This is a genomic window from Sorangium sp. So ce176 (assembly GCF_051519835.1).
Lineage (GTDB): Bacteria > Myxococcota_A > Polyangia > Polyangiales > Polyangiaceae > Sorangium > Sorangium cellulosum_G.
Genome location: NZ_CP150371.1, coordinates 558,379 through 583,126 on the forward strand (window position 1 = coordinate 558,379; position 24,748 = coordinate 583,126).

Annotated in this window: 17 protein-coding genes; 5 read left to right on the forward strand and 12 right to left on the reverse strand. The window is 72.1% G+C overall.

Annotated elements, in window-relative coordinates:
• Positions 1-21 precede the first annotated feature (21 nt).
• A complete protein-coding gene (locus WMF42_RS02115) occupies positions 22-1,713 on the reverse strand; it encodes a ribonuclease J (RefSeq protein WP_061605482.1) in 1,692 nt (563 codons plus the stop codon).
• 358 nt (positions 1,714-2,071) lie between these two features.
• Between WMF42_RS02115 and sppA the strand changes: the two genes are divergently transcribed.
• The 4 genes from sppA (at position 2,072) to WMF42_RS02135 (ending at position 9,606) form a co-directional block, all read left to right on the forward strand.
• Positions 2,072-3,853, forward strand: coding sequence for a signal peptide peptidase SppA (sppA, locus tag WMF42_RS02120; RefSeq protein WP_061605483.1), 1,782 nt, complete (start codon positions 2,072-2,074; stop codon positions 3,851-3,853).
• 629 nt (positions 3,854-4,482) lie between these two features.
• Positions 4,483-7,899 (forward strand): vitamin B12-dependent ribonucleotide reductase, encoded by a 3,417-nt coding sequence (locus WMF42_RS02125; RefSeq protein ID WP_437689934.1) that lies wholly within the window; start codon positions 4,483-4,485, stop codon positions 7,897-7,899.
• A 378-nt stretch (positions 7,900-8,277) separates the two neighbouring features.
• The gene (locus tag WMF42_RS02130) at positions 8,278-8,772 is read left to right on the forward strand and encodes a hypothetical protein (protein WP_233560940.1); all 495 of its coding nucleotides are present in this window, start codon (positions 8,278-8,280) and stop codon (positions 8,770-8,772) included.
• Between the two features lie 45 nt (positions 8,773-8,817).
• On the forward strand, positions 8,818-9,606 hold the full coding sequence (locus tag WMF42_RS02135) for a hypothetical protein (RefSeq protein ID WP_437689935.1): 789 nt from the start codon (positions 8,818-8,820) through the stop codon (positions 9,604-9,606).
• Between the two features lie 123 nt (positions 9,607-9,729).
• Here WMF42_RS02135 and thiL read toward each other — a convergent pair whose 3' ends face one another.
• The 6 genes from thiL to WMF42_RS02165 form a co-directional block, all read right to left on the reverse strand.
• Positions 9,730-10,719, reverse strand: coding sequence for a thiamine-phosphate kinase (thiL, locus tag WMF42_RS02140; protein WP_437689936.1), 990 nt, complete (start codon positions 10,717-10,719; stop codon positions 9,730-9,732).
• On the reverse strand, positions 10,716-12,206 hold the full coding sequence (locus WMF42_RS02145) for a sensor histidine kinase (RefSeq protein WP_437689937.1): 1,491 nt from the start codon (positions 12,204-12,206) through the stop codon (positions 10,716-10,718). Before WMF42_RS02145 ends, thiL begins: the two co-directional genes overlap by 4 nt.
• Positions 12,203-12,907, reverse strand: coding sequence for a GTP-binding protein (locus tag WMF42_RS02150; protein WP_061612608.1), 705 nt, complete (start codon positions 12,905-12,907; stop codon positions 12,203-12,205). The genes WMF42_RS02145 and WMF42_RS02150 overlap by 4 nt, the downstream gene beginning before the upstream one ends.
• Before the next feature lie 111 nt (positions 12,908-13,018).
• Positions 13,019-14,836, reverse strand: coding sequence for a dynamin family protein (locus tag WMF42_RS02155; RefSeq protein WP_437689938.1), 1,818 nt, complete (start codon positions 14,834-14,836; stop codon positions 13,019-13,021).
• Between the two features lie 49 nt (positions 14,837-14,885).
• Positions 14,886-15,779, reverse strand: a complete 894-nt coding sequence (locus tag WMF42_RS02160) for a M48 family metallopeptidase (RefSeq protein WP_061612610.1) — start codon at positions 15,777-15,779, stop codon at positions 14,886-14,888.
• A gap of 151 nt (positions 15,780-15,930) precedes the next feature.
• Complete coding sequence (locus WMF42_RS02165) at positions 15,931-16,938, reverse strand: homoserine kinase (RefSeq protein WP_061612611.1); 1,008 nt, start codon at positions 16,936-16,938, stop codon at positions 15,931-15,933.
• 269 nt (positions 16,939-17,207) lie between these two features.
• Between WMF42_RS02165 and hflX the strand changes: the two genes are divergently transcribed.
• Complete coding sequence (gene hflX, locus WMF42_RS02170) at positions 17,208-19,076, forward strand: GTPase HflX (RefSeq protein WP_437689939.1); 1,869 nt, start codon at positions 17,208-17,210, stop codon at positions 19,074-19,076.
• A 98-nt stretch (positions 19,077-19,174) separates the two neighbouring features.
• Here the strand turns inward: hflX and WMF42_RS02175 are convergent, their stop codons facing one another.
• The 5 genes from WMF42_RS02175 to WMF42_RS02195 form a co-directional block, all read right to left on the reverse strand.
• On the reverse strand, positions 19,175-20,143 hold the full coding sequence (locus WMF42_RS02175) for a hypothetical protein (RefSeq protein ID WP_061612613.1): 969 nt from the start codon (positions 20,141-20,143) through the stop codon (positions 19,175-19,177).
• A gap of 10 nt (positions 20,144-20,153) precedes the next feature.
• Positions 20,154-21,380, reverse strand: coding sequence for a PEGA domain-containing protein (locus tag WMF42_RS02180; RefSeq protein ID WP_437689940.1), 1,227 nt, complete (start codon positions 21,378-21,380; stop codon positions 20,154-20,156).
• A 188-nt stretch (positions 21,381-21,568) separates the two neighbouring features.
• Entirely contained in the window at positions 21,569-22,177 is a 609-nt protein-coding gene (locus WMF42_RS02185) for a precorrin-2 dehydrogenase/sirohydrochlorin ferrochelatase family protein (RefSeq protein WP_437689941.1), read from the reverse strand.
• A gap of 105 nt (positions 22,178-22,282) precedes the next feature.
• Complete coding sequence (locus tag WMF42_RS02190) at positions 22,283-23,029, reverse strand: hypothetical protein (protein ID WP_233561253.1); 747 nt, start codon at positions 23,027-23,029, stop codon at positions 22,283-22,285.
• A gap of 116 nt (positions 23,030-23,145) precedes the next feature.
• Entirely contained in the window at positions 23,146-24,708 is a 1,563-nt protein-coding gene (locus tag WMF42_RS02195; protein ID WP_437689942.1) for a BamA/TamA family outer membrane protein, read from the reverse strand.
• Between the last annotated feature and the right edge of the window lie 40 nt (positions 24,709-24,748).

Below are 24,748 nucleotides of genomic sequence, written 5' to 3' on the forward strand. Positions count from 1 at the left end.
GGGCGCTCCCCTCCTGGGGCGTCACAGCCGCGTGAGCGCCACTGTCACCAGGGGGCGCCTCCCGAGCTTCGCCTCGATCGTCCTGCGCGCCGCGAGCCGCGCCGCCTCGATGATGTCGTTGTCGCGGCGCCGCGCGCGCGGCTCGCAGTCGTTCACCGCCTGCGCGACCGCGCGCGCCGCGGCCCTCAGCGCGCCGCCCTCGAGCTCGCCGGTGACGCCGCGGGCGAGGACCTGCGGCGGCGCCGCGAGGGCGCCGTGCACGTCGACGACGAGCGACACGAACGCCACCCCGGAGCGGCCGAGGTTCGCGCGCTCCCGGAGGACCTCCTCCCCGAGCTCCTCGCCGTTCGCCGTGGCCACGCGGCCGGCGATGGCCCGGCCGCTCCGCCCGAGCGGCTGCGTCGCGCCGATCTCGACGACGTGGCCGTTCTCGGCGACGAGCACCTCGGAGACGCCGCGCTCCCGGGCGAGCGCCGCGTGCCGCGTCAGGTGGTGCAGCGCGCCGTGCACCGGGAGGAAGCTGCGCGGCTGCGTCATGTCGAGCATGCGTGTCTGTTCCGTTCGATGCGCGTGCCCGCTCGCGTGGACGCGCCGATCCGTCGACCACGTCACGAGCTCCACGCCCAGGCGGAGCAGCCCGGCCATCATGTCGACGACCGGACGATCGTTGCCAGGGATGACCCGGCTCGAGAGGATGACCCGATCCCCCTCCTCCAGGCGCAGGTGCGGGTGCGTCCCCGACGCGAACCGCGTCAGCGTGGAGGCGCGCTCGGCCTGGGTGCCGCTCGCGACGACGAGGAGCCGCTCCCGCGGCATGGACGACGCGACCTCGGGGGGCACGAGCAGGTCGCTCGGCCACGGCAGCCGCCCCACGGCCTGCGCGGCCCGCACGTGCGTCTGCACGCTGCGGCCGAGGAGGCAGATCTTGCGGCGCGCGCGGACCGCGGCCTGACCGAGGGCGAGCAGGCGCTGGACGTTGGAGGCGAAGACGCCGACAACGACGCGCGCCGGCGCGGTCTCGACGAGCTCGGCCAGCGCGTGGGCGACGTCGCGCTCGCTGCCCGCCTCGCCGGGCGAGTCCACGTTGGTGCTGTCGGAGAGCAGCAGCCGGACCCCGTCCTTGCCGAGCGCGCGGAAGCGGGCCTCGTCGGTCGGCTCGCCGTCGAGCGGCGACGGGTCCAGCTTGAAGTCCCCGGTGTGGACGACGAGCCCCGCGGCCGTGTGGATCGCGAGCGCTGTGGCGTCGACGATCGAGTGCGTCACCCGGATCGGCTCCACGACGAAGCCGCCGATCGCGACCTCGCGCCCGACCTGCGTCGCCACGAGCCGCGCCTTGTCCTCGAGCCCGTGCTCGGCGAGCCGGTAACGCACGAGCTCCAGCGCGTGCGGCGGGCCCCAGACGGGGACGTCGAGGTGGCGCAGGAGGAACGGCAGCCCGCCGATGTGGTCCTCGTGACCGTGCGTCAGCACGACGCCCCGCACCCGGTCGCGGAGCGCGAGCACGTGATCGAAGCGCGGGTGGTAGACGTCGATGCCGAGGTCCGAGCTCGGGAACGTCACGCCGCAGTCGATGAGCAGCACGCCGTCTGCCTGCTCGAGCGCGAGGCAGTTCATCCCGACCTCGCCGAGGCCGCCGAGAGGCACGAGCCGCAAGGTGGACGGGGCTGGCGGGGGGAGCTGGCTCGTGGCGGGGGCGCTCTGCTCGGGATGCACGTTCCGTGGAGGGGGGTCTGCCACCCAGGTCGCCGGGGGCCTGCGGCCCGCGGCTTGCTGAGCTGGTCTGTAGGAGAGAAGACGACGGCTTCACGATGTAGAACGAGATGCGCTCGCCGTCCCCTTCGAAACTTAGCGCGACAGTGTAGCCACAGGGTGGCCCCTTGCGTCACGCTCTCTCTTTCCAGCGCCGGCGCGAGGCCCGCGGCGCCGGCGTCACCCGGGTCGCCCGGGGCTCGCGCCGCGCGGTCCGTTCCTGCGCACCTTGTCTTCCCCGGCCCTCCCTCGCCATGGCCTGGCCGCCGCTCGGCGGCGGGCGCGGCGCAGTCTCTCCTCTGAACGTCCCCAGGAGCCACCGGTGATCGCTGCCCTGCTCATCAATCTCCTCCGCCTGCTGCTGCTCCCGGTCAGCGCGCTCCGCTGGGCGTTTGCTGCACCACGGGGCGGGTATGTCGTCCTCGAAATCGACGGCCGCGTTGTCGATCTCCAGCCCCCGCGGGTCCGGCTCGCCCTCTGGTGGCGCCCCAGGCAGCGGGCGCCGCTCTCGGTGGAGCGCGTCCGGGAGCTGGGCAAGCACCTGATGAGGGACCCGCGCCCGGCGGGGCTGCTCCTCCGGATGCGCTCGGTCCACGCGGGGCCCGCGGTGATCGCCTCGCTGCGGGACGCGCTCCTCGAGATCCGGGCGGGGGGCAAGGACATCGTCGCCTACCTGCCGATGGGGGCCGACAACACGATGCTCCTGCTCGCCTCCGCGGCGCGGGCCGTCGTCGTCGGGCCCGAGACGCTTGTGTCGCCGCTCGGGTTCGCGGTGGAGGGGCGCTACGTGCGCCGCGCGCTGGAGCAGGTAGGCGTCGAGCCCGAGGTGTTCGCGAAGGGCATGTACAAGAACGCCGGCGAGGTGCTCGTGCGCGACGCGATGAGCGAGGCGCAGCGCGAGCAGGTCGGCGCGCTGCTCGACGCGCGCTTCGCCGATCTGATCGCGTCGCTCGCGCAGGGGCGCCGCGTCGACCGCGAGACGGTCGCGCGGTGGATCGACGAGGCGCCCTACGGCGCGGAGCAGGCGGTGGCGCGGGGCATCGTCGACGCTGTCGCGTACGAGGACGAGCTCGAGCACATGCTCGCGACGGGGCTGCTCCCCGGCACGATCTCGCCGCGGCGCGCCGAGGGCGGCGCCGGCGCGGACGGCGGGGCGCGCGCGGCCGCGCGTCCTGCGAGGACGCGCCTCGTGTCGGCGGCGCGCTACCTCGGCGCGCGGCGCGCGCCCTCGATGCGGCCGATGTGGCCGCGCCCGATCATCGGCGTCGTCGAGGTGCACGGCGCGATCGTCAGCCGCGCCCGCTTCCGGGGCGCCTCGCTGGCGAGCGAGGAGCGGCTTGTCGCGAGCCTGCGCGCGGCGCGTCAGAACCCGCGCATCCGGGGGGTCATCCTCCACATCGACTCGCCGGGCGGCTCGGCGCTCGCGTCGGACAGGATCCACCACGAGGTCACGCGGCTCGCCGAGGTGAAGCCGGTCGTGGCGTGCATGTCGAACGTGGCGGCGAGCGGCGGGTACTACGTGGCGGCGGCGGCGCACGCGATCGTGGCGCAGCCGCAGACGATCACGGGGAGCATCGGCGTGGTCTCGGCGCGCTTCGCGCTCGGTCCGCTGCTCGAGCGCCTCGGCGTCTCGACCGACGTCGTGAAGCGCGGCGCGCGGGCCGATCTGTTCTCGCCGTCGCGCCGGCTCGACGCGGGGGAGCGGTCGGTGATGGAGCGCGAGCTCGACGCGATCTACGGGACGTTCCTCCGCGTCGTCGCGCGCGGCCGGAGGCGGCCGGTCGAGGAGATCGAGCCGCTCGCGCAGGGGCGCGTCTACAGCGGCGCGGAGGCGCAGGCGCGCGGGCTCGTCGACATGCTCGGCGGGTTCGAGCGGGCGCTCCACGAGCTGCGCCAGATGATCGGGCCGAAGGCGGCGGCCATCGAGCCGACGATCGTGCGTGCGTCGCGGTACATCCCGCCGCCGCCGCTGCTGCCGGCGCCGGTGCCGACGTTGCTCGATCTCGTCGGGCTGCGGGGGATCGCCGGGGAGGTCGCGCTCGCGATCCACTGCGAGGGGGAGCGGGTGCTCGCGTACTGCGGGGAAGCGGCGGAGCTCGACTGACCCGAGGGGCGGGAGCGTGCGGGGCGCGCGCTCGCTGGGGCCCCGCCGAGCTCGCAGGGGCGCTGATCAGCGACAAGGTGCTCAGACAGCGGCCCGTCCCCGGCGCGCGCCCGCACGCTCCCACCCCTCCCACAGCTCCACAGCTCGGACGGCGTCCTTTGCACGCGCCCGCTCGAGGTCTGTGGGATTTGTTGGATGGCTTTCCGGAGGTGTCAGATTTTGTCGGGGGAAAGCTGTGAGCAATCTGTGCGCCCGTTGGGTAGCACTTGTTCAGAGCTGATCGGAGAACGCTACGAAACGTGGGGCGAACGGGCGGGGCCCTATATGTGGGCCCTGTTAGGCCGGGGATCCCAAGATGTAGCGGTTCTCCTTGACGCACGAGGGCTTCGCGGGTTTGACTAGCAGGCGGTCAGGCGCTCCCGAATGTCGGCGCACGCCTTTCAGGCATGGCACCTGAAACTATGCTCACGGCTCGTGAAACGGAACGTTTGAGCAGGTAGTCGGGGAGAAGCGACGAGGACCCGTGGAGATCGAGGCGATGAGCGCCTCGTCGTCTCCAGGGAACTCTTTGTGCTTTCGGTAGGACCCGGGCCACCGACAGGTGCGGTGGCTCACAGGAGGACTTGGAAATGGCCCAGTCGGCAGTTGTGGGTGACGGCGGTAAGCTTCCCGCCGGGAACGGCAAGATGACGGCGCGGACGAAGGAAGAAGGAGGGGCCCGTCCGGTGACCGGGGGGGCTGCCAAGGCGCAGACCAACGGCGCGGCCGCGAAGACGGCCGCGAAGAAGGGGGCCTCTCGGCCGCGCGGGCTTGCGTTCGAGCGGCGGTTCACGCATCGCGGCGTGGACCCGCTCGACGAGGTCACCTGGGAGCGCCGCTCGAGCGTCATCACCAACCCCGACGGCTCGGTCGTCTTCAAGATGGAGGGGGCCGAGATCCCCGCCGGCTGGTCGCAGCTCGCGACCGACATCGTCGTCTCCAAGTACTTCCGCAAGGCAGGGATCCACGGAAAGAAGGAGCTCGGCGAGACGAGCGTCCGCCAGGTCGTGCACCGGCTCGCGCGCACCATCCGCGAGGCGGGCGAGCACTTCGGCGGCTACTTCGCCTCGGCCAAGGAGGCCGACACCTTCGAGGCGGAGCTCTCGTACCTGCTCGTCCACCAGTACGGCGCGTTCAACTCGCCCGTCTGGTTCAACTGCGGGCTCTTCCACCGCTACGGCATCGAGGGATCGGGCGGCAACTACGCGTGGAACGAGGCGTCGGCCGACGCGGGGAACGGGAGCGCCGCCGTGAAGGCGGGCGCGGCGGCGCAGCGGGCGGGCGCGGTCGACGAGATCGTCGAGACCCGGAACGCCTACGAGCGGCCGCAGTGCTCCGCGTGCTTCATCCAGGCGGTCCAGGACGACCTGATGAGCATCTACGACCTCGTGAAGAGCGAGGCCCGGCTGTTCAAGTACGGGTCGGGCACGGGGACGAACTTCAGCGCGATCCGCGGGAAGCAGGAGAAGCTCTCGGGCGGCGGGACGAGCTCGGGGCTCATGAGCTTCCTCGAGGTGTTCGACCGCGCGGCCGGCGCGACAAAGAGCGGCGGGACGACGCGGCGCGCCGCCAAGATGGTCTGCCTCGACATGGACCACCCGGAGATCGTCGACTTCATCCAGTGGAAGGTCCGCGAGGAGAAGAAGGCGATGGCGCTCATCTCCGCGGGGTACCCCTCCGACTTCAACGGCGAGGCCTACCACACCGTCAGCGGGCAGAACTCGAACAACTCGGTGCGCGTGAGCGACGACTTCATGCGCGCGGCGGCGACGGGCGCGTCGTGGGAGACGCGCTCCCGGACGACCGGCGAGGTCATCGACACGCTGAGCGCGAAGGATCTCTGGCGCCAGCTCGCCGAGGCGGCGTGGGGCTGCGCCGATCCGGGCGTGCAGTACGACACGACGATCAACCGCTGGCACACCTGCCCGAACACGGCGCGCATCAACGCCTCGAACCCGTGCTCGGAGTACATGTTCCTCGACGACTCGGCCTGCAACCTGTCGAGCCTGAACCTCACCCGGTTCCTCCGCGAGGACGGCTCGTTCGACATCGAGGGCTACCGCCACGCCGTGCGGGTGTTCTTCGTCGCGCAGGAGATCCTCGTCGACTTCTCGGCCTACCCGACCCGGAACATCGCGAAGAACTCGCACGACTACCGGCCGCTCGGGCTCGGCTACGCCAACCTGGGCACCCTGCTCATGCTGCAGGGCATCCCGTACGACTCCGACCAGGGGCGCTCGGTCGCCGGCGCGCTCACCGCGATCCTGTGCGGCCACGCCTACCGGGTCTCGGCGGAGATGGCCGCCGCCAAGGGGCCGTTCGCGGGCTTCGCGAGGAACCGCGAGCCGATGCTCCGGGTGATGGGCATGCACCGCGACGCCGCGTACGCGATCGACCGCGACCGCTGCCCGGAGCCGCTCTGGCGGGCGGCGTGCGCCGACTGGGACGAGGCGGTGCGGCTCGGGCAGGAGCACGGCTACCGCAACGCCCAGGCGACGGTGCTCGCGCCGACCGGCACCATCGGGCTGCTGATGGACTGCGACACGACGGGCATCGAGCCCGACTTCTCGCTCGTGAAGTTCAAGAAGCTCGCGGGCGGCGGCTACTTCAAGATCGTGAACCAGTCCGTGCCCGAGGCGCTCCGGCGGCTCGGCTACCCCGAGGCCGAGGTGCAGGAGATCGTCGCCTACGTCTCCGGCACGAACACCCTCCTCGCGGCGCCGCACGTGAACCGGGCGTCGCTCAAGGCCAAGGGGCTCACGAACGACGACCTCGCGAAGGTCGAGGCCGCCATCCCCGGCGTGTTCGATCTGGATCTCGCCTTCGGCCCCTGGATCCTCGGCGAGGAGGCGTACGACCGCCTCGGCGTCTCCAAGGAGTCCCGGGCGCGCTTCGGCTTCTCGCTGCTCCAGCACCTCGGCTTCTCGCCCGCGGAGATCGAGGAGGCGAACGAGACGATCATCGGCCGCATGACGGTGGAGGGCGCGCCGCACCTGCGCGACGAGCACTACGCGGTGTTCGACTGCGCCAACCGCTGCGGCAAGAAGGGCCGCCGGTACCTCGCGCCGATGTCGCACGTCCGGATGATGGCCGCGGCGCAGCCGTTCCTGTCCGGCGCTATCTCGAAGACCGTGAACCTGCCGAACGACGCGACGGTCGAGGACGTGCAGCGGATCTACGAGGAGGGGTGGCGGCTCGGGCTCAAGGCGGTCGCGCTCTACCGCGACGGCTGCAAGGCGTCGCAGCCGCTCTCGTCGACCTCGAGCACGAGCGAGAGCAAGGACGCGAAGAGCAAGGCCGACAAGGCCGACAAGGCCGAGATCGCCGGGCCCGTGCTCCAGGCGGCGGCCGCGCTCCAGCCGCGCCCGCGCTCGCCCTCGGCGGCGGCGCCGGAGCGGTTCCGCCTGCCCAGGAAGCGCCAGGGCTTCACGCAGGAGGCGCGCGTCGGCGGGCACAAGATCTACCTCCGCACCGGCGAGTACGACGACGGGACGCTCGGCGAGATCTTCATCGACCTCCACAAGGAGGGGGCCGCGTTCCGGTCGATGATGAACTGCTTCGCGATGGCGGTGTCGATCGGGCTCCAGTACGGCGTGCCGCTCGAGACGTTCGTCGAGCAGTACACCTTCACCCGGTTCGAGCCGCAGGGCGTCGTCGAGGGGCACGACTACGTGAAGTTCTCGACGTCGATCGTGGACTACCTCTTCCGCGTGCTCGGGGTCGAGTACCTGAACCGCTACGACCTCGCCCACGTGCAGCCGGTCACCTCGGCCATGGAGGACCCGGTCGAGTCGCGGGCGCAGGAGAGCGGCGCGGCGTCGTTCTCGCAGGCCTCGCCGGCGGCCGTGCTGCTCGAGGGCGGAGGGCGGACGGCGAGCGCGCTCGACGCGCAGCTCGAGGACATGATGGGCGACGCGCCGGTCTGCGACGGGTGCGGGCACATCACCGTGCGCAACGGGGCCTGCTACAAGTGCCTCAACTGCGGCAACAGCATGGGATGCAGCTAGGTGACGGGCGGGGGTGGGGGTGATGCGGGAGGGGCGGGCGGGGGGCCCCTCCCACGAACTCGCGCCTCTTGGCGGCTAGTGCCTCGTGAACGGGAGGGTCGGGTCTGGAAGCGCGTCGCTGCGCTGCAGGCCGGCGCTCGGATTCGTGGGGCCCTACCCCCGCCCGCCCCTCCCGCATCACCCCCACCGGCTTGGGGGAAAAGGGGGGCGAGGGGCGATCGCCTGGGAGATCGCAGAGGGCGGGGCGGGGGGCGGTGAGCGCGGGCGGTGGGGGAGGGGACCTCGTGCTGCGCGGGAAGTGCTGCGGGGACGCCCGGACGTGCTTGTACCGGGCCAGCCGGATGGTTGTGCTTCGCGGAGCTCTGTAAAAGACGAGGCATGTCGCGTTCGGCCATGGCCTTCGTCGTCCTCACCTGCGGAATCCTGTCCGGCGCCTGTCAGAAAGAAGAAGCAGAGCCGGAGACGATCGCCGCGCCCACGCCATCGGTCGCGCCAGTGGCCGCCGATCCTGTGCCCACCGCGACCCCGACGCCCGTTGCGACCCAGGAGCCCGCGGCGGCGCAGGAGCCCGCCGCTGTGGGGGCTGCTGAACCAGCAGCGGCAGAGGCAGGGGCGGGGACGGCCGCGGGGGCGACAGGGACGGCGACGGGCCGCGGAGGAGGTGCCTCCATCCAGGCGTGCTGCACGGCGCTCCACGCGGTCGCCACCAAGTCGGGGAAGTCGGAGGAGGCCAAGTCGAAGGCGGGGACGGCATCCCACCTCTGCGCCGGGATCGAGAAGCTCGTGAAGAGCGGGAAGACCCCGCGCGCCAAGGCGCTCACCCAGATCCGAGCGAGCCTCGCCGGGACCACGCCGCCCGCCGAGTGCAACTGAGCCGCGACGCGAAACGGCGCCGGGAGGCCGCGCCCAGGAGCTGCCATGCCCTCCAAGCGGGTTACCGATCGTCAGAAGAGCGCCAGCTCGGTCATCGCAACGGGGGAGACCCACGCGGACCGGGTCGCCACGGAGATCAAGGCGCTGCTCTCTCCCTACCTCCACAAGGGAGAGGAGATGCCGAACATCGCCCTCCTCGCGCACCTCGTCGCCCGCGCGCTCGCCGACGCGCGCGAGCGCATGGTGACGGCCGATGAGGCCCTCGCGGACGAGATCGCCGACGACGGACCGCCGCGGGAAGGCCGCGACGAGGTCGCCCACGAGCTTCACGACGAGCTCACGGACCTCCGCGATTGGCTCACCAACCTGTACGGCGCTGCGGCCCTCGAGCAGCTCGGCTTCGCCGAGGCCACGCCGCACGATCCGGTGCAGATCGAGCGCTTCGCCGGCGAGGTCACGCGCGCGCTCAGCAGCAAGGAGCTGCCGAAGCCGCGCCGAGCCGGGGTTCGCTGGGACGCCGACGACGCGGTGCTCCGGATCGAGCGCCGGCGAGACGCGCTCGTCAGCCACCTGAAGGACGCGGCGCGCGAGGCGCGCGAGGCCGAGGCGACGCGGATGGCCAAGAGCACGGCCATCGCGCTGTTCGACGAGCGGTTCGGCCGCATCGCGACGTTCCTGGGAGGGCTGTTCCGGCTGGCAGGCCACGCAGACCTGGCGAACCAGGTGCGCCCGTCGTCGCGCCGATCCGGGCTCACCGAGGCCGACGCGCCGCCGGAGGATCCGACAAGCGTCGCGCCGGCGAGGCGCGGGGGCTCCGCAGCCGAGAACGAGTGAGCGCCGCGGCGGGCCGCCAGGCCATCCTTGCGCAATCGCAAGGCCAGGTCGCGCCGGCCGCCCGGATCGCGGGGGCGATGGCCGGGGCGCAAGGCGCGGTCGCACGAGGCTCTCCGCGCGCCCTCAGGCGAAGTGGTCGTACCCCCGCGCCGCGACGCTCGTCAGCTGCCCCTCCGGCCCGCGCAGCGCCACGTCGCTCGCGCCCTCCTCGCGCGGCGCGCAGCGGCCGATCGCCACGAAGCCCGGGAGCGATCCGACGTCGGGGCCCGCGACAGCGATCGCGTAGTCCTCACCGCCGTGGAGCGCGAGCGCCAGCGCGTCCGCGTCGAGCAGCGCGGCGGCGTCGCGCAGGTCGGCGCTCACGAGCGCCGCAGGATCGAGCAGCACGCGCACGCCGCTCGCGCGCGCGAGGTGCGCCAGGTCGGCGGCGAGGCCGTCGGAGACGTCGATCGCCGCGCGGGCGACCGAGGCCGCGCGGAGGCCCGCGTCGATGCGCGCCGCCGGCCTGCGAAACGCCCGGATCGCCCGCTCGGCCGCCGCGCCGGGCGGCGACATGCCGCGGTCGAGCAGCGCGAAGCCCGCCGCGGCGAGGCCGACCGGGCCCGCCAGCGCGAGCGCGTCGCCGGGCCGCGCGCCGTCGCGCCGGAGAGGCGTGGCCGCGACGCCGAGCGCCGTCGTCGTGATCGAGATCTCGCCGCCCCGGGAGAGGTTCCCCCCGATGATCGCCGTGCCGATCTCGTCGCACGCGGCGCGCTGGCCGCGGGCGAGGGCGCCGAGCTCGTCGTCGCTCACGTCGAGGGGCAGCACCAGCGCGGCGAGCAGGCCGACCGGGCGCGCCCCCATCGCCGCGAGATCGCTCGCCGCAGCCATCGTCGCCCGGTAGCCGAGATCCTCGAAGCTCATCAGATCGCGCCGGAAATGAACGCCCTCGACCGCGCTGTCCACCGTCCAGACGAGCGGCTCCGCGGCGCCGGCCAGCGCCCCGCCCGGCGGCGCCGCGGGCGCGAGGATCGCGGCGTCGTCGCCGATGCCGCAGAGCACGTGCTCGCCGGCCGCGGCCCCGAGCACGGCGCGCAGCATCTCGATGCGCTTCCACTCGGAGCGCGCGGTCATTGGAAGATGGGGGGCACGACGCTGTTCGCCGGCGAGCCCGCGACCGTGGGCAGCTTGACCACGAACACGGTGCCGCGCGGCTCGTTCGGCTCGATGCGCACCGTGCCGCTGTGCGCTTCGACCAGGCGCTTGACGATCGAGAGACCGAGGCCCGTGCCGCCGTGCTCCCGCGTCGAGCTCTGATCGATCTGGTAGAACGGGTCGAACACCTTCAAACGTTCGGCGGGAGGGATGCCGACGCCCGTGTCCACGACGCGGATCTCGACCGCCTGCTGGAGCGGCGCGACGAGCACCAGCCCGGGCAGGTCGTCCGTGTCGTCGCTCACGGCGCGCGCGACGAGCATCACCTCGCCGCCCGGCTCGGTGAATTTCACCGCGTTCTCGACGAGGTTGATGAACACCTGCCGCAGCCGGTCGCCGTCCCCGAGCACCGGCGGGAGATCGGTCTCGGCCTGGATCCGGAGCTCGACCCCCTTCTTCGCGGCCGCCGGCGCGATGGTCGACGCCGCCTCGAACAGCACCGGGCCGACCGCCACCTCGCTGCGGTGCACGATGAGCGTGCCGCTCTCGAGCTTCGACAGATCCAGGAGGCTCATGATGAGCCCGAGGAGCTGCTCGCTCTTCGACCGGATCGTCTCGATGAACTCGCGCTGCTCGCCGGTCAGCGGCCCGCCGATGCCCTCGGCGAGCATCTCGCTGTAGCCCATGATCGACGTGAGCGGCGTCCGGAGCTCGTGCGACACGGTGGCCAGGAAGTTCGACTTGAGCCGGTCGAGCTCCTTCAGCCGCTCGTACGCCTGCTGCAGCTCGGCGTTCTTCTGCGAGAGCTCGCGGAAGCTCTCGCGGATCGACGCCACGTGCATCGTCGACGTGAGCAGCGACTTGTGTCCGCTGAACAGGATCAGGTCGAGGACGGCGCGGAGGTGGTCCGCGATCTCGCCGAGCCGCTCTGGCCGGAGCCGCGCCACGCGCGGGAGCGCCTCCGCCGCGCGGGGAGCGTCGGCCTGCGCCGCCGCCTCGGTCTGCGCCGCGGCCGCGGCGTCCTCCGGCAGGTACGGCCCGAGGACCGAGCGGCCGATGGTGCGGCCGTCGTACTCGATCGGGAACACCTGGTAGAGCGCGCCGGTGAAGGGCGCCTCCGCGAGCTCGCCGCCGGACTCCGCGAGCGTCGCGCCGCTCGTCGACTGGATCCGGATCGGCAGCCCGAACAGCGTGTGGAACGACGCCGTCATCTCCCCGAGGGCCTGGCGGTCCACGAGATCCTCGAGCGACAGCGGGCCGATGCCGACCAGATCGACCACCGGCGCGGCAGCAGGCGGCGGCAGCGTCGACGGCTCCGGGTCGCTCGGTGCCCCGTCGCGCTTCGAGGAGCTGGGCGCGTCCGCGACGCGGGCCGACGGGATCGGCGCGGAGCTCGGCATGTTGAGGAGATCCTCGTCGTCGAGGCCGAAGTCCGCCGTCGTCCCCTTGTGGGCGTCGGGCTTCATGGGCTGCCGCCCATTCGCCTCGCCAGGAGGTCGTTCACCGAGCCCGTCACCCCGAGCTGGCGCGCCGCGCTGTTCAGGAGCTCCTCGCCGCTGATCGACAGGCGCTTCGAGAGCTGGTGCGTCTGATCCAGCGTCTCCCAGGTGAGGTGGAGCAGCCCCATGAACGTCTCCACCGTGCCCACGCCGCGGGTCGCGATCGCCCGGTACACCGGCTCCTTGCCGCGCGTGGCGAGCCGCGCGAGCTCCTCGTCGCTCCGGATGTCGGGGAGGTCGCGCTTGTTGAACTGGATGACGAGCGGCATCCGCGCGAGGTCGAGGCCGTTCTCCCGCAGGTTCTGGCGGAGGTCGAAGAACGCCTCGGCGTTGCGCTGCGTCTCGGAGATCTGCGAGTCCGCGATCAGCGCGACCCCGTCCGCGCCCTGGAGCACGAGCCGCCGCGTGGCCGCGTGCATCGGCTGCCCCGGAACGGTGAACAGCTTGATGCGGAGCGAGACGTCGCCGTCCTTCGCGCGGAAGGTGAGCGGCAGGAGATCGAAGAACAGCGTGCGATCGTCCTGCGTCTCGAGGGTCATCAGCCGTCCACGAGCGTCCGACCCGGCGAGGCCGTGCAGCGAGACGAGGTTCGTCGTCTTGCCGCTGAGCGCGGGGCCGTAATAGACGAGCTTGATCGTCACTTCACGGGCTGCGAAATCGAGCTGCACGGCCGCATTCTCGCATGAGCGCCGGACGATTGGATACGGCCACGGCGGCGCGGACGAGGAGCCCGGCTCGGGCGCCGGCTCCTCCCCTGTGTCAGGAGGCCCGCGCGGCGCTCAGGCCGAGCCGCCGGGCGCGTTGGGCACGCTGGAGACGGGCGGCGGGATCGGCTTGCTCTCGCCGTTCTCGACAGTCCAGAGCGCGCTCCGGAGCCCCTCCAGGCGCGCCGTCAGCCCCTGGAGCGACTCGGCGTGCGCGTCGCACGCCTTGAGCTGGGTCTCGCTGCTCGGCTCGACGCGCTCCCGCTCCTCGCGGGCCGCCTTGAGCACCTCGATGACCTCCCGGTGCAGCTCCTGGCCGGCCGTGACCACCCACGCGTCGAGCCGGCTCGCGAACTCCTGGATCATCTCGTCGAGCTTCGGCCCGATCCGGACGGCCGCCTCGCGCAGCGCGACGGGCGCCATCTCCTTCGCCTTCTTGCGCGTCTCGGCCTCGACCTTGTCCTTCACGTAGACGGCCAGGACCGGGGCGGCGAGCGCCAGGATCCCGCCGAGCAGGGCGTTCGTGAACATCACGCCGAGCCCGATCGTGAAGAGCGCGAAGACCCCGACATCGTAGCCGAAGGTGTCGACCTCGACGTTCGGCGGCTTCACGTCGCCCCCGAGCGCCTCGCTGACCCGCTTGGCCACGTCGTGCGCGTCCTCCCGGACGAGCGCGATCGTCTTCTCGGCGAGCGTCTCGAGCGCCGTGGCGATCTCCTTCGTCTCGGCCTGCGCCCACTCGGCGAAGGTGCGCTCCAGGAAGGCGCCGAGGTAGACCTTGATCTCGTCGGTGTTGGCCTCGTCGATGATCGCCGGGAGCTGCCGGAGCACGTCGTCGACGAAGCGATCCAGGTCGCGGCGCACCCACGCCCGGATGGCGCTCACCTCCTCGCGGATGCCGGCGCGCCGCTCCTCGATCGTGCGCGACTGGCCGGCGAGATCCTTCTCGATCATCTCGATGCGGCGGCTGAGCTCGTCGCGCGACATCGCGGTCGCGCGACGCCGCGCGTCGACGCCCTTGACGAGCAGGCGCGCGGCCTCGAGGCCCTCGCCGAGCGCGTTGTCGAGGAGGATGCGGCCGCGCTCCTCGGCGAGGAACCGGGTCAGGTGATCGAGCAGCTCCGGCATGCCGCTGCCGGGCCGATCGCCCTCCAGCGCCCGCTCGCTCGAGATCGGGAAGACCACCGGGGACTTCACGAGCTTGCCGAGCTCGCTCCGGATGTAGGCGAGCGCCTCGACCTCCTCGTCCTGGCTCCAGATGTCGCGCTTCGTGACGACGAAGAGGATCTTGTCGCGCGACTGCCCGAGCAGCTTGTCCTGGAGGAAGACCCGCTCGCTCTCCTTGAGCGGCTGGCCGGCGTCGATGAGGAACAGCACGGCGTCCGACCGCGGGATGTAGCTGTAGGTGATGTCCGCGCGCTGGAGCGAGAGGTCGTTCACCCCGGGGGTGTCGACGAGGACCACGCGCTCGCGCAGGAGCTCGGCCGGGTAGCCGACCTCGAGGAACTTCACCTCGCCCGCGCCCGACGAGCGCTCGCCCCCGACGGTGAACGCCCGCACGTCCTCGAAGGGCAGGGAATTGCGCTCGCCCGACGCGTAGACCACCTCGGCGCGCGGGTCGGCCGCGTACTCGAGGTGGTGGATGACCGCCGTGGTGGGCGTCACGCCGACGGGGAGGATCGAGGCGCCGAGCAGGGCGTTCACGAAGGTCGTCTTGCCGTGGTTGAACTCGCCGACCACGACGAGGTGGAACCGGTCGGCGTCGAGCTTCTTCACGAGATCGTTCGTGATGCGCGTGGCGACGCTCCTGGCGCCGAGGGACTCGGCGAACACCACGAGATCCCGGAGCGCCCCGGTCACGTCGTCTTTGCGGCTATGGAAGGATTCGAGCATGTGCGTTCTACCTCGGCCTTGGTCGGGGAGCTGGCGAGGAGGGTGCCCCTCAGCCCCAGATCTTGATGACTTCGTGCACCTTCTCGTCGACCTCCTCCATGGAGAGGCCGCCCGAGCCGAGCCCTGCGTGGCGCTTGTAGAGATCGCTCTCGGCGAAGGCCCGGAGCGCCAGGACGCGCTTCGGCAGCCACGGGTGGCTCGCCGTGAACTCGGCGAACCTGCCGATCCCGCCCTTGCCCTCGTCGTGCTGGGCGATGAACGCCTCGAGGTTCAGCTCCTCGTAGAGCTTGGTCGAACCGAGCGCGAGCTTGGTGAGCGCGCGCGTCGAGACGTCGAGGCTCTTCGCGCAGAGGAGCCCGGCGCGGTCGCAGGTGACCTCGGCGCGGCGCGACCAGCCGGAGAGCGCGAGCATCGCCGGGCCGACGATCCACTTCACGAACACCGACGCCATCCGCGTCAGGTAGTGCATCGCGGTCAGGTAGACGACGTGGCTGTTGTGGATGTGGCCGCACTCGTGGCCGATGACGCTGAGCAGCTCGTCGTCGGTGAAATGGTCCACGAGCGCCGAGTGCACCATGATGAACGAGTCGTCGTTCGTGCCGTAGGTCGCGGCGTTGAGGGTGGGGCTGTTGACGATGTAGATCGTCGGGATCGCGATCCCGAGCGTCTCGGCGCAGTGGACCGCGAGGTTGTGGACGCGGGGGAACTGCGCGGGCCCGACCTTGACGGCGTGGCCGAGGAGCTCGTTCTTGCCGACCGTCTTGAACAGCCTGACCGCGGCCGTCACGGCGAGCTCGACCGGACGCATCTTCTCGAACGCGAGCCGCGTGTTCTTATCGGACACGTAGGCGTACGCGTTGCCAGCGCCATCGCCGCCGCCCGCGCGCTGGCCTTTCCGTCTCTCGATGAAGCCCTTGAAATCGAGCGATCCGACCTGTGCCATCCGGCGAAGGTAACGGTCGGGCAGCGGCCGCGCAACGCCACCCTCGACCGGCGCCGCGAACTTGACGCAAAATCACGTAGCGACGTTCGCTCCCACCCGAACCCGAGGCGGAGCGGGCGCGGCGCATCAGGCGCGGCGCATCAGACGCGCATCAGATGCCAAGGAGCGCGAGGAGCCCGTCCGGGCCGAGGCGCTCGAGCGTCCGCTGCCGCGCGAGGAAGCGCCGGAAGTCCTTGTAGACGCCGCTGCCCTTGGGGCGGAGCTCGAAGTCGGTGATCCGCGTGATCGAGAAGCGCAGCGCGGCCACCAGGCTCTCGTGGAAGAGCCGGCCGCGCTCTTCGGCGGAGAGCGGCCGCACCGAGGTGTAGCCGCCGGCGAGCGCGGCCGCGAGCGCGGGGTCGAGGTCGTCGCCGAAGCACCACGCGAGCATCGTGACGGCGAGGTCGAACGCGGCGCTCCCGCGCGAGGCGCTCTCGAAGTCGAGCAGGGCGGAGATCTCGCCGTCCTGCCAGAGCACGTTGTCGCGGAAGAGATCGCCGTGGATCAGCGCCTCGGGCCCGGACGTCCGCGGCGTGGCGGCGCGGATCCGTTCCAGCCGGCCGGTGAGCTCGTCCACGGCCGCAGCCACCTCGGGCGGGAGGGCCTGCGCGCCGCCCGCGTGCGCGCGCAGATTTCGGAGCCGCTGGTCGAGGCCATCGAGGTCGAACCGGCTCGCGCTCGCCCCCTCGAACGAGGCGCCGACGAGGTGCACCCGCGCCAGCGCCGAGCCGACGCGGCGGGTCGCGTCCGGCGTGACGCGCGCCTGGCACAGCGAATCGCCGGCGACCCACGGGAACAGCGCGACAGGCTTTCCTGCGTGCTCGGCGATGAACGCGGGGCCCTCCGGCCCGGGCGCCCTGTCCTGGCGCCGGAGCGGCTGCGGCGTGGCGACGCCCCCGGCCGCGAGGTGCTCCAGCATGCGCGCTTCGCGGGAGGCCGCGGCGAGCTGCTGCTCCTCGTACACGCGCAGGAACACCTGGCCGCGGCCGTCGGCGAGCGTCAGCGCGAAGTTGGAGTTCACGCTCCCGGCGAGGAGGCCGCGCACGTCGGCGATCTCCAGGCCGTAGAGCGCGCCGATGCGGCGTGCATCCGCGAGCGAGAGCGGGGTCAGGATAGCCATCGCGCGCAGGGTAGCCTCGACGCGCGCGGAGGCTCTACAGGAAGTTGGCGGCGTACGGGGAACACGGGCCATCGCCGGCAACCCGCCGCGCGCCGAGCAGGTGAGGAGGGTTGGGGGAAACGGCGGCAGACGGATTGGAGGCAGATGGGAGACGGCGACGCGCGGCGAGAAAATGGAGGCTCCGCGCGACGATCTGCAGGGGCCCTGCTCGCGGACCGGACCCGGGTGCATTATGAATGCGTGGGAGCGACATACCCTTCCTCTATCGAATGCCCACACTCTACGGAAACACCACCGGACTCAGCCCGCTAGCCACCAAGACCCTCGAGCGCATCTACCGCCGCAAGGTCCCGCTCGTCACCATCGCCACGCCCGAGCTCATCAAGGCGCTCGCCGAGGCGTCGCACGAGACAGGGCGCCAGGTCGGCGCGCTCGTCCACCGCTCAGGCGAGATCGACTACGTCGTCGTCGGCGACGCGACCCGGCTGATGCTGCCGGACATCGGGCGCCTCCGCGCCGCGCAGGGGCGCTTCCGGGCGCTGCGGCTCGTCCACACGCACCTCTTCAACGAGCCGCTCACGCGAGACGACCTCGTCGACCTCGTCCGCCTCCGGCTCGACCTGGTCGCGGCCGTGCAGCTCACCCCGCAGGGCGAGCCGCGCACGATCCAGTACGCGTACAACGTCCCGGTGCACGGAAAGGACGAGGTCACGGTCACTGTGGAGGGCGCCGCGGGCGACGGCGACGGCCGCCGGCAGGCGGAGCTGCCGTACCGGACCGTGGGACCCGTCGCGGTCGGCCGCGTCGATGTCGATTTCGGCGCGCTCATCCAGGCGCTCGAGGACGAGTTCACGAAGCGCTCGCGCACGCGGTCGGTCGCGGCCAAGGACGGCCGGGCGATCCTCGTCCACGTCGCCGAGAAATCGAAGGTGGGCGCGCTCGCGCGGGCCGAGGAGAGCCTGCGCGAGCTGACCGAGCTCGCCGGGACCGCGGGCGTCGACGTCGCGGACACGGTCCTCCAGCTCCGCGACCGCATCGACCCGCGGCTCGTCCTCGGCAAGGGCAAGCTGGATGAGGTCGTGCTGCGGGCCTCGGAGCTCGACGCGGAGACGCTCGTCTTCGACCGGGATCTCACCCCGTCGCAGGCGTCCGCGATCGCGAAGCACACCGACCTCAAGGTGCTCGACCGGACGCAGCTCATCCTCGACATCTTCGCCCAGCGGGCCGAGTCGTCCGACGGCAAGCTCCAGGTCGAGCTGGCCCAGCTCAAGTACACGCTCCCTCGCCTCGGGCAGAAGGACGACTCCCTGTCACGCCTGACCGGCGGCATCGGCGGGCGCGGTCCTGGCGAGACGAAGCTCGAGATCGGTCGACGCCGCGCGAAGGAGCGCGTCTCCTTCCTGGAGGGGCAGCTCAAGCGGCTCTCCCGGCAGCGCGAGCAGCGCCGCCGCCGCCGCGCCCGGCTCGGCGTGCCGGTCGTCTCGATCGTGGGCTACACGAACGCCGGCAAGAGCACGCTGCTGAACACGCTGACCGGCGCCGACGTGCTCGCGGAGAACAAGCTGTTCGCGACGCTCGACACCCGCTCGCGTCGGCTGCGCTTCCCCGAGGAGCGCGAGGTGGTGATCACCGACACCGTCGGCTTCATCCGCGAGCTCCCGAAGGACCTGTTCGCCGCCTTCCGGGCGACGTTCGAGGAGGCCGCCGACGCCGACCTCCTGCTCCACGTCGTGGACGTGAGCGATCCCGCGCGCGATCAGCACATCGAGACGACCGAGGCGCTGCTGACGGAGCTCGACCTCATCAGCATCCCCCGCGTCCTCGTGTTCAACAAGGCGGACCTCATCGCGCCGGAGGAGGGGCGGCGGCTGCTGGTCGGGCACCCCGACGCGGTGCTCCTGTCCGCGACCGACAGGGAGACGACGCGCGAGCTGCTCACCAAGCTGGCGGATCGGCTGAAGAGCCGCTGGGAAGAGGCCGCGACGGTGCCCACCTACGAGGCGGAGGCTGCGGACGGCGAGCTGGACGACGGCGGGCTGTTCGACGGCGAGGCCGAGTCGATGACGGTGCTCGGTCCGCCTTCGGGTTCCAGCGCCGAGGGCATCAGCTCACGGGTGAGAGGGACGTTCGAGGCGTGAGCACCGCGCCCGGCTCCCTGTGGAGCCGTGGCAGCGCACGTCGGGAGGGGCGAGACCCGCCGGGCTCTGAGCGAGCCCGGCGGTCGGTCAGGGGGAGGTCAGGGCTCCCCCCCTCCCTCTCCTCCCTCCGCCGGGAAGTTGCCGCAGACGAAGATGCCGAGGCAGTTGCCGCTCGCGCACTCCTCGTCCGTGGTGCACTCCTCGGTGGGCGCCAGCCCGCACGCGCCGTTGCCGTTGCAGACGTTGGCCCCGCTGCAGTCGATCCCGTCCTCGTCGCCGGCCGCGACGTTCGAGCACGTGCCCTCGGAGCCCTCGATGTTGCAGGCAACGCACGCCGAGTCGCACCCGGTGTCGCAGCAGACGCCGTCGACGCAGCTACCGCTTCCGCACGTCTCCGCTTCCGTGCACTCCTGACCGTTCGCGGCCTTGCACGCGCCCGCGGCGTCGCACGCCTGGTCCTCCTCGCAGCCCAGGCCCGGCGTGCCCGCCGCGGCCAGCACGCATTCGCCCTCCTCACCGCAGACATGGCAGAGCGTGCAGTGCGCGTCCTCCGTGCACTCGGTGAAGCACGCGTTCTCCTCCGGATCGCAGGCGAACGTCTCGCAGCTCTTCTCCTCGCCGGGCGCGCACTCCACGCTGGACCCGTCGCAGGTGCCGCGGCTCGTCTCGACGCCCTCGGAGCACGTCGGCTCGCCGCACGCGGCCTCGGCCTTGGAGGGGCCGCACGTGCCGCTCTCGTCGCCCGACTCCTTGAGATCCGCGGCACAGGCGTCGCACTCCTCGTCGCAGGCCGTGTCACAGCAGACGTCGTCCGCGCAGAAGCCGCTCGAGCAGTCGTCCGCCTCCGTGCACGCCTTGGCCGTCGCGCACTGCGGGCAGGTGGGGCCGCCGCAGTCGACGTCGGTCTCCTCGCCGTTCTTCATGCCGTCAGCACAGAGATTGACGACGCCTTCATCCCCCGGGATGCGCGAACGATCGACCGTGGCGATGAGCTCGCAGCCCATCCCGAGAATCGAGATCGCGCCGGCGCAGAGCGCCACCGCGAGAAGGTGCTGGTTCTTCCACATAGTAGTCCCCTTAGAAGGTAAACCGCGCAGCGGCGCCGCCGCCGGTCGGGCTGACGAACGGAGCGACGAACGCCTTCTTCTTCATGCTCGAAGCCGCGGTCTTCGTCTCGGCCGACGTGTCGTCGCTGAGGAGCAGGACCGCCCCGGTGACGCCGAACGTGAGCGCCACGGCGAAGGACATGTCCGCGATGAGCGCGTTGCGGTCGACGCGGTCCGCCGTCTTCGTCGTCGGATCCTTGTCGAAGTCGCTCTTCGCGCTGAGCGCCTGGACGCCGAAGATCGTCCCGACCACGACGCCAGCGCCGGCGAGGCCGAGGGTGACGTAGGCCGGCACCGGGGAGCGCGGCTCGACGGGCGCCGCGGGCGGCGGCGGCTGGGCCGGCGGCGGGGTGGTGGCCGGCGGCGGGGCCGGGGGCTGCACAGGCGTCGCGGCGACCGGCGGCGGCGCCTGCGGCGTCAGCGTGACGCTGACGTCGCGCGTCTCGGCGAAGCTGACCTCGATCTCCTGGCTCGCGTCCGCGAACCCCTCGGCCGAGACGGTCAGCGTGTGCTTGCCGGGCGGCACCGAGAGCTCCGTGCCCGTCTGCGCCACGCCGTCGATCGCGATCTTGAGGCCCTGCGGCGTCTCCGGCGTGGTCGCCACGCGCACCTTCGCCGGCGTCTTCTTCAGCGCCTCGATGCGCCCCTGCGCCTCGGTGATCTTGTCCTTGAACTTCTCGGCGTCCGGCTTCGAGTCGAGGAACGACTGCCACGCCGCGACCGCCTCGGCCGCGAGCCCCTGCTTGTCGAGCGAGAGCGCGAGCTTGTACTTCGGCGCGGCGCCGGGGACGTGCTCGTCGGCCTGGCGATAGAGGTCGGCCGCGACGGCGTACTCGCCCTTGTCGAACCTGGTCTCGGCCTCCTTGTAGAGCTTCTTCGCCTCGTCCTTCTTCTGCTTCTCGGTCAGCGGCTTCTTCGGCTTCGTGGTGGTCACCGTGGCCGCGGGCTCCGCGGCCTTCGCCGGGGCCGCCGCCGCGGGCGTACCCGCCGCGGGCGGCGTCGTCCCGGTCGCGGGCGCCGCCGGCGCGGTGGGGGCCGCCTGCGCCGCGGGGGCGGCGGGCTTGGCAGGGGCCATCGTCGGCGTGGCCCCGGCGGGCGCCTGCGCGGCCGGCTTGGCCGCCGGCGGCGCTGCCGGCTTGGCATCCGTCTGCGCGGATGCCGGGCTGACGTTCGTCAGCGTCAGGAGCCCAGAGACCATTGCCGCCGAGGTCAACATCGTCAGCCGGCCCGATCGTGAACGCATACCGTAAGCCCTCCTCCGCGGATAGTGTCGCGTGGGCGCCCACTTAAGCCTTGAAGGCCGCTTTACACAAGGGTTTTCGCGTTCGTTTGGTCGCGCGCGCCCTCGATTTCACGGTTCGTGGCGCCGCGCGCCGCCTCAGGACATCAAGGCTCGTCGCCTCGCTCCAGCCATGCAGGGAAGCGAAGCCTCGCCTCGACGCCAAAGCCCAGCGTCGCCTGGCGCATGCGCGCGGTCCGCTCGGCGCCCCGAGGGAGGCTCTCGCGGAGCCGCCGCAGCGCCTCGATGTAGCGCGCGAACCGAGGATCCGAGAACAGCGCGCCGAGGTCCTCCCGGATGCGCCGTATCGTTCCTGGGCTGACGCCATGGCTGCTGAAGCTCATGGTCAGTCCGGGGGCGGCGACGACCGAGGGATTGACGAAATTCGATACCTCCGGGCGGTCGAGCGTGCAGACGAGGCGCCCGGCGTCCGTGAGCTCGCGATGGAGGCGCCGCGAGAGCGCGTCGTTGCCCGGGGCGAGGAACACGATCGCCGCGCCGGCGAGATCGTCGTCGACGTACGTGCGCCGGTGCAGCTCGATCAGCCCCTCCCGGCTGGCTCGCTCGATCGCCCCGTCGACCTGCCCTGGCGCGACGACCGAGACGCAGGCGCCCGCGGCGAGGAGCCGCTCCACGGCGTACGGCGCCTCGCCGTCGCCGCCGATGACGAGGGCCCGCCGGCCGTTGAGATCGAGCGCGATGGGGAAGAGGCGCATGGAGGGGAGTAGACACGAACGGGGGCGTCCGCGCAGCGCTTGTCGACCGGCGGGGGAGGTGCAGGACCGCGGGCGAGCTCGCTGCCCGTCCGCGCCGCGAGCGGATCAACGGCTGGGCGGGCTCTTGGGCGGCGGGCTCTGGGGCGGCGGGGGGGCCGGGGGGAGGGACGGCTGCGTTCGAAATGCGAGCTTCCGGTCGGCGTTCCCGATGCGGGTCACGAACAGGCCGACGAAGGAGCCGAACAGCGAGTCGCCCGGGCCGATCGCGGTGGAGCCGGGCGGGCGGGTGACCCAGCGCTTGATGCGGTCGAGCATCTCGGCGCTCATGGGGTTCACCTCGACGAGCACGGCGACGAAATAGCGGCTGCCGTCACGGAGCAGGGAGCGCTCCACGAGCGGCAGCTTCCGGGCCTCGGCGCAGTTGCGGAGCACGCCCTCGACGTTGACCGCGATCGTGCTCGACTGACCTCCCGCCTGGATGAGCTGGATCCGGAACACCTCGTCCCAGAGGTCGTAGACGACGCGGCAGCTCTTGGCGGCGAGCGCCAGAGGGGTGCCCCCGCTCTCGTGGAAGAGGTAGCCGCGCATCGTGATGACGGTGGGGAGCCCGCTGAGCAGCTTCTTCGAGATCTCGCCGTCGACGACGTCGCGGAAGCTCACGGTGAGCTGCACGATCGTCCGGTCGAGCGTCAGGCTCGCCGCCCGGGTGGGCAACGCGGCCGGCGCGCCGAGCGCCTGCTGCGCGTCGGCGTCCGCGATCTCCTTCGACGGCTGCCGCCCCTCCGCCGCGCCGGGCCGCTCCTGGGCCAGGGACCGGCGCGCGCCGAGGCAGAGCGCCGCGAGCAGCGCCACCTCGATCCATCGCGTCGCGCGCCGTCGGAGCGCGGCGAGCGCTCGCCGCGGGATTTCCGCCGCGCGCCGCGCGCCACGCGCCGCGCCTCTCGGCCCGCGGCCTGCGGCCGAGCAGGTCATCTCCGCTCACCGCGCCGCGCCGGGATCATCCCGAGCAGGTTCGAGAAGGCGAGCGTCACGCCGCCGGCCGCCGTGTCGACCCGCAGACCGAGGTTGTAGGTGATGTCGACCGGCACGCGGGCGAAGCCCTCGTACCCGGTCGGCGCGTCGGTGAACTCGCGGCGGGTCGCGAGCCCGTACAGGCCCGCGGCGGCGAAGAGATCGACGCCGTAGATGGAGCCGCGGCCTGCGTAGACCGGGATGCGGTACTCCGCCTCGATCTTCGCGGTGAAGTCGCCGTACCGGACCTCGATGATGTCCGTGCTGAGGAAGTTCGGCGGCTGCCGCCGATCTGGAGCGAGGTCGAGCAGCCGATCGGGCAAGAGGTCGGTGAGATCGCCGACGTAGAACTTCTCGAAGAACGGCGCGTCCCCCGCGACAGCGCCGGCGAACGCCTCGACGCGGAGCACGTGCCGCAGCGGCAGGCGGAACCAGCGTTGCGCGCCGAACTCGAACTTCTGGTAGCCGTAATCGCTGCCGAACGGCGGCACCCCCACCGTGACAGCGACGGAGGCGAGCGTGCCCTGCGTCGTCAGGAAGGGCGCGTCGCGCGTGTCGTGGTCGATCGCGGCGCGCAGCGACGAGAGCACCGTCCTGCCGCCCAGGATGTCGAAATCGATCGGCTCGCGGCTGTCGCCGCGCATGTGCGACGCGACAGTGGGCACGGTCGCGTCGATCTGCTCCAGGTGGTAGTCGAGCGAGAGCTGCGAGGACGAGGAGACGTCGTGACCCGTGCCGAGCGTCGCGCCGAACCGCTTGTAGGCGACGACGGCGTACCCCGTGACCTCGCGCTGCTCGAGCAGCGGAGACTCGAACGAGACGTCCCGGTTGCCGAAGAAGTCGCGGGCGTCGTTGTAGAGCAAGGTCACCGCGGCCGACCAGCGGGTCCCCACGAACGCGGGGTCGACGAAGCGGGTCCTCAGCGCGAGCTGGTCCGCGGCGAGCCCGACGCCGGCGCCGAGCGTGATGCCCGTCCCGGCGAGGTTGGTCTCGGCGACCTGCACGCCCGTGAACGCGGAGAGCGGCCGCGCGTTGCCGGCCGTGTCCTCGTCGGCAGCGATGCCCAGCCAGAGGTCCTGGACGACGAACGTGTTGCGCTCGACCACGTCGATCACGAGCGTCGCGCTGCCGCGCTCGGCCCCTTTGCGGAGCGAGAGCCCGACCGAGGCAAAGAACCCGGTCCCGAGGAGGCGATAGCGGGTGAGCTCGATCTCCGGATCCTCGACGTCGAGCACGTCCCCCGCGCGGAACCTGACGTAGCGGAGGATCACGCGCGCGGCGGTCCGCGCGTTCCCGCGGATCTCGACCCCATCGAGGGCGTACCGGACACGATGCCTCGCCTGGAGCGCCGCGCCGGCGGACAGCCCTGTCGCGTGGAGGCGCGCGGCCGCGTGAGGCCGCTGCGCCGTCGCCGGGCGCGCCGCGCCGGCGGCGGTCCCGGCGCGTTGCCCGAGGGCGCGCCCTGGGCACGACCCTACGAGCAGCGCGCTACAGAGCGCGAGGAGTGCGCGGCTGAGCACGGGGGGCAGGGGGATGGCCGGGGAGCGTGAGGGACTCCGG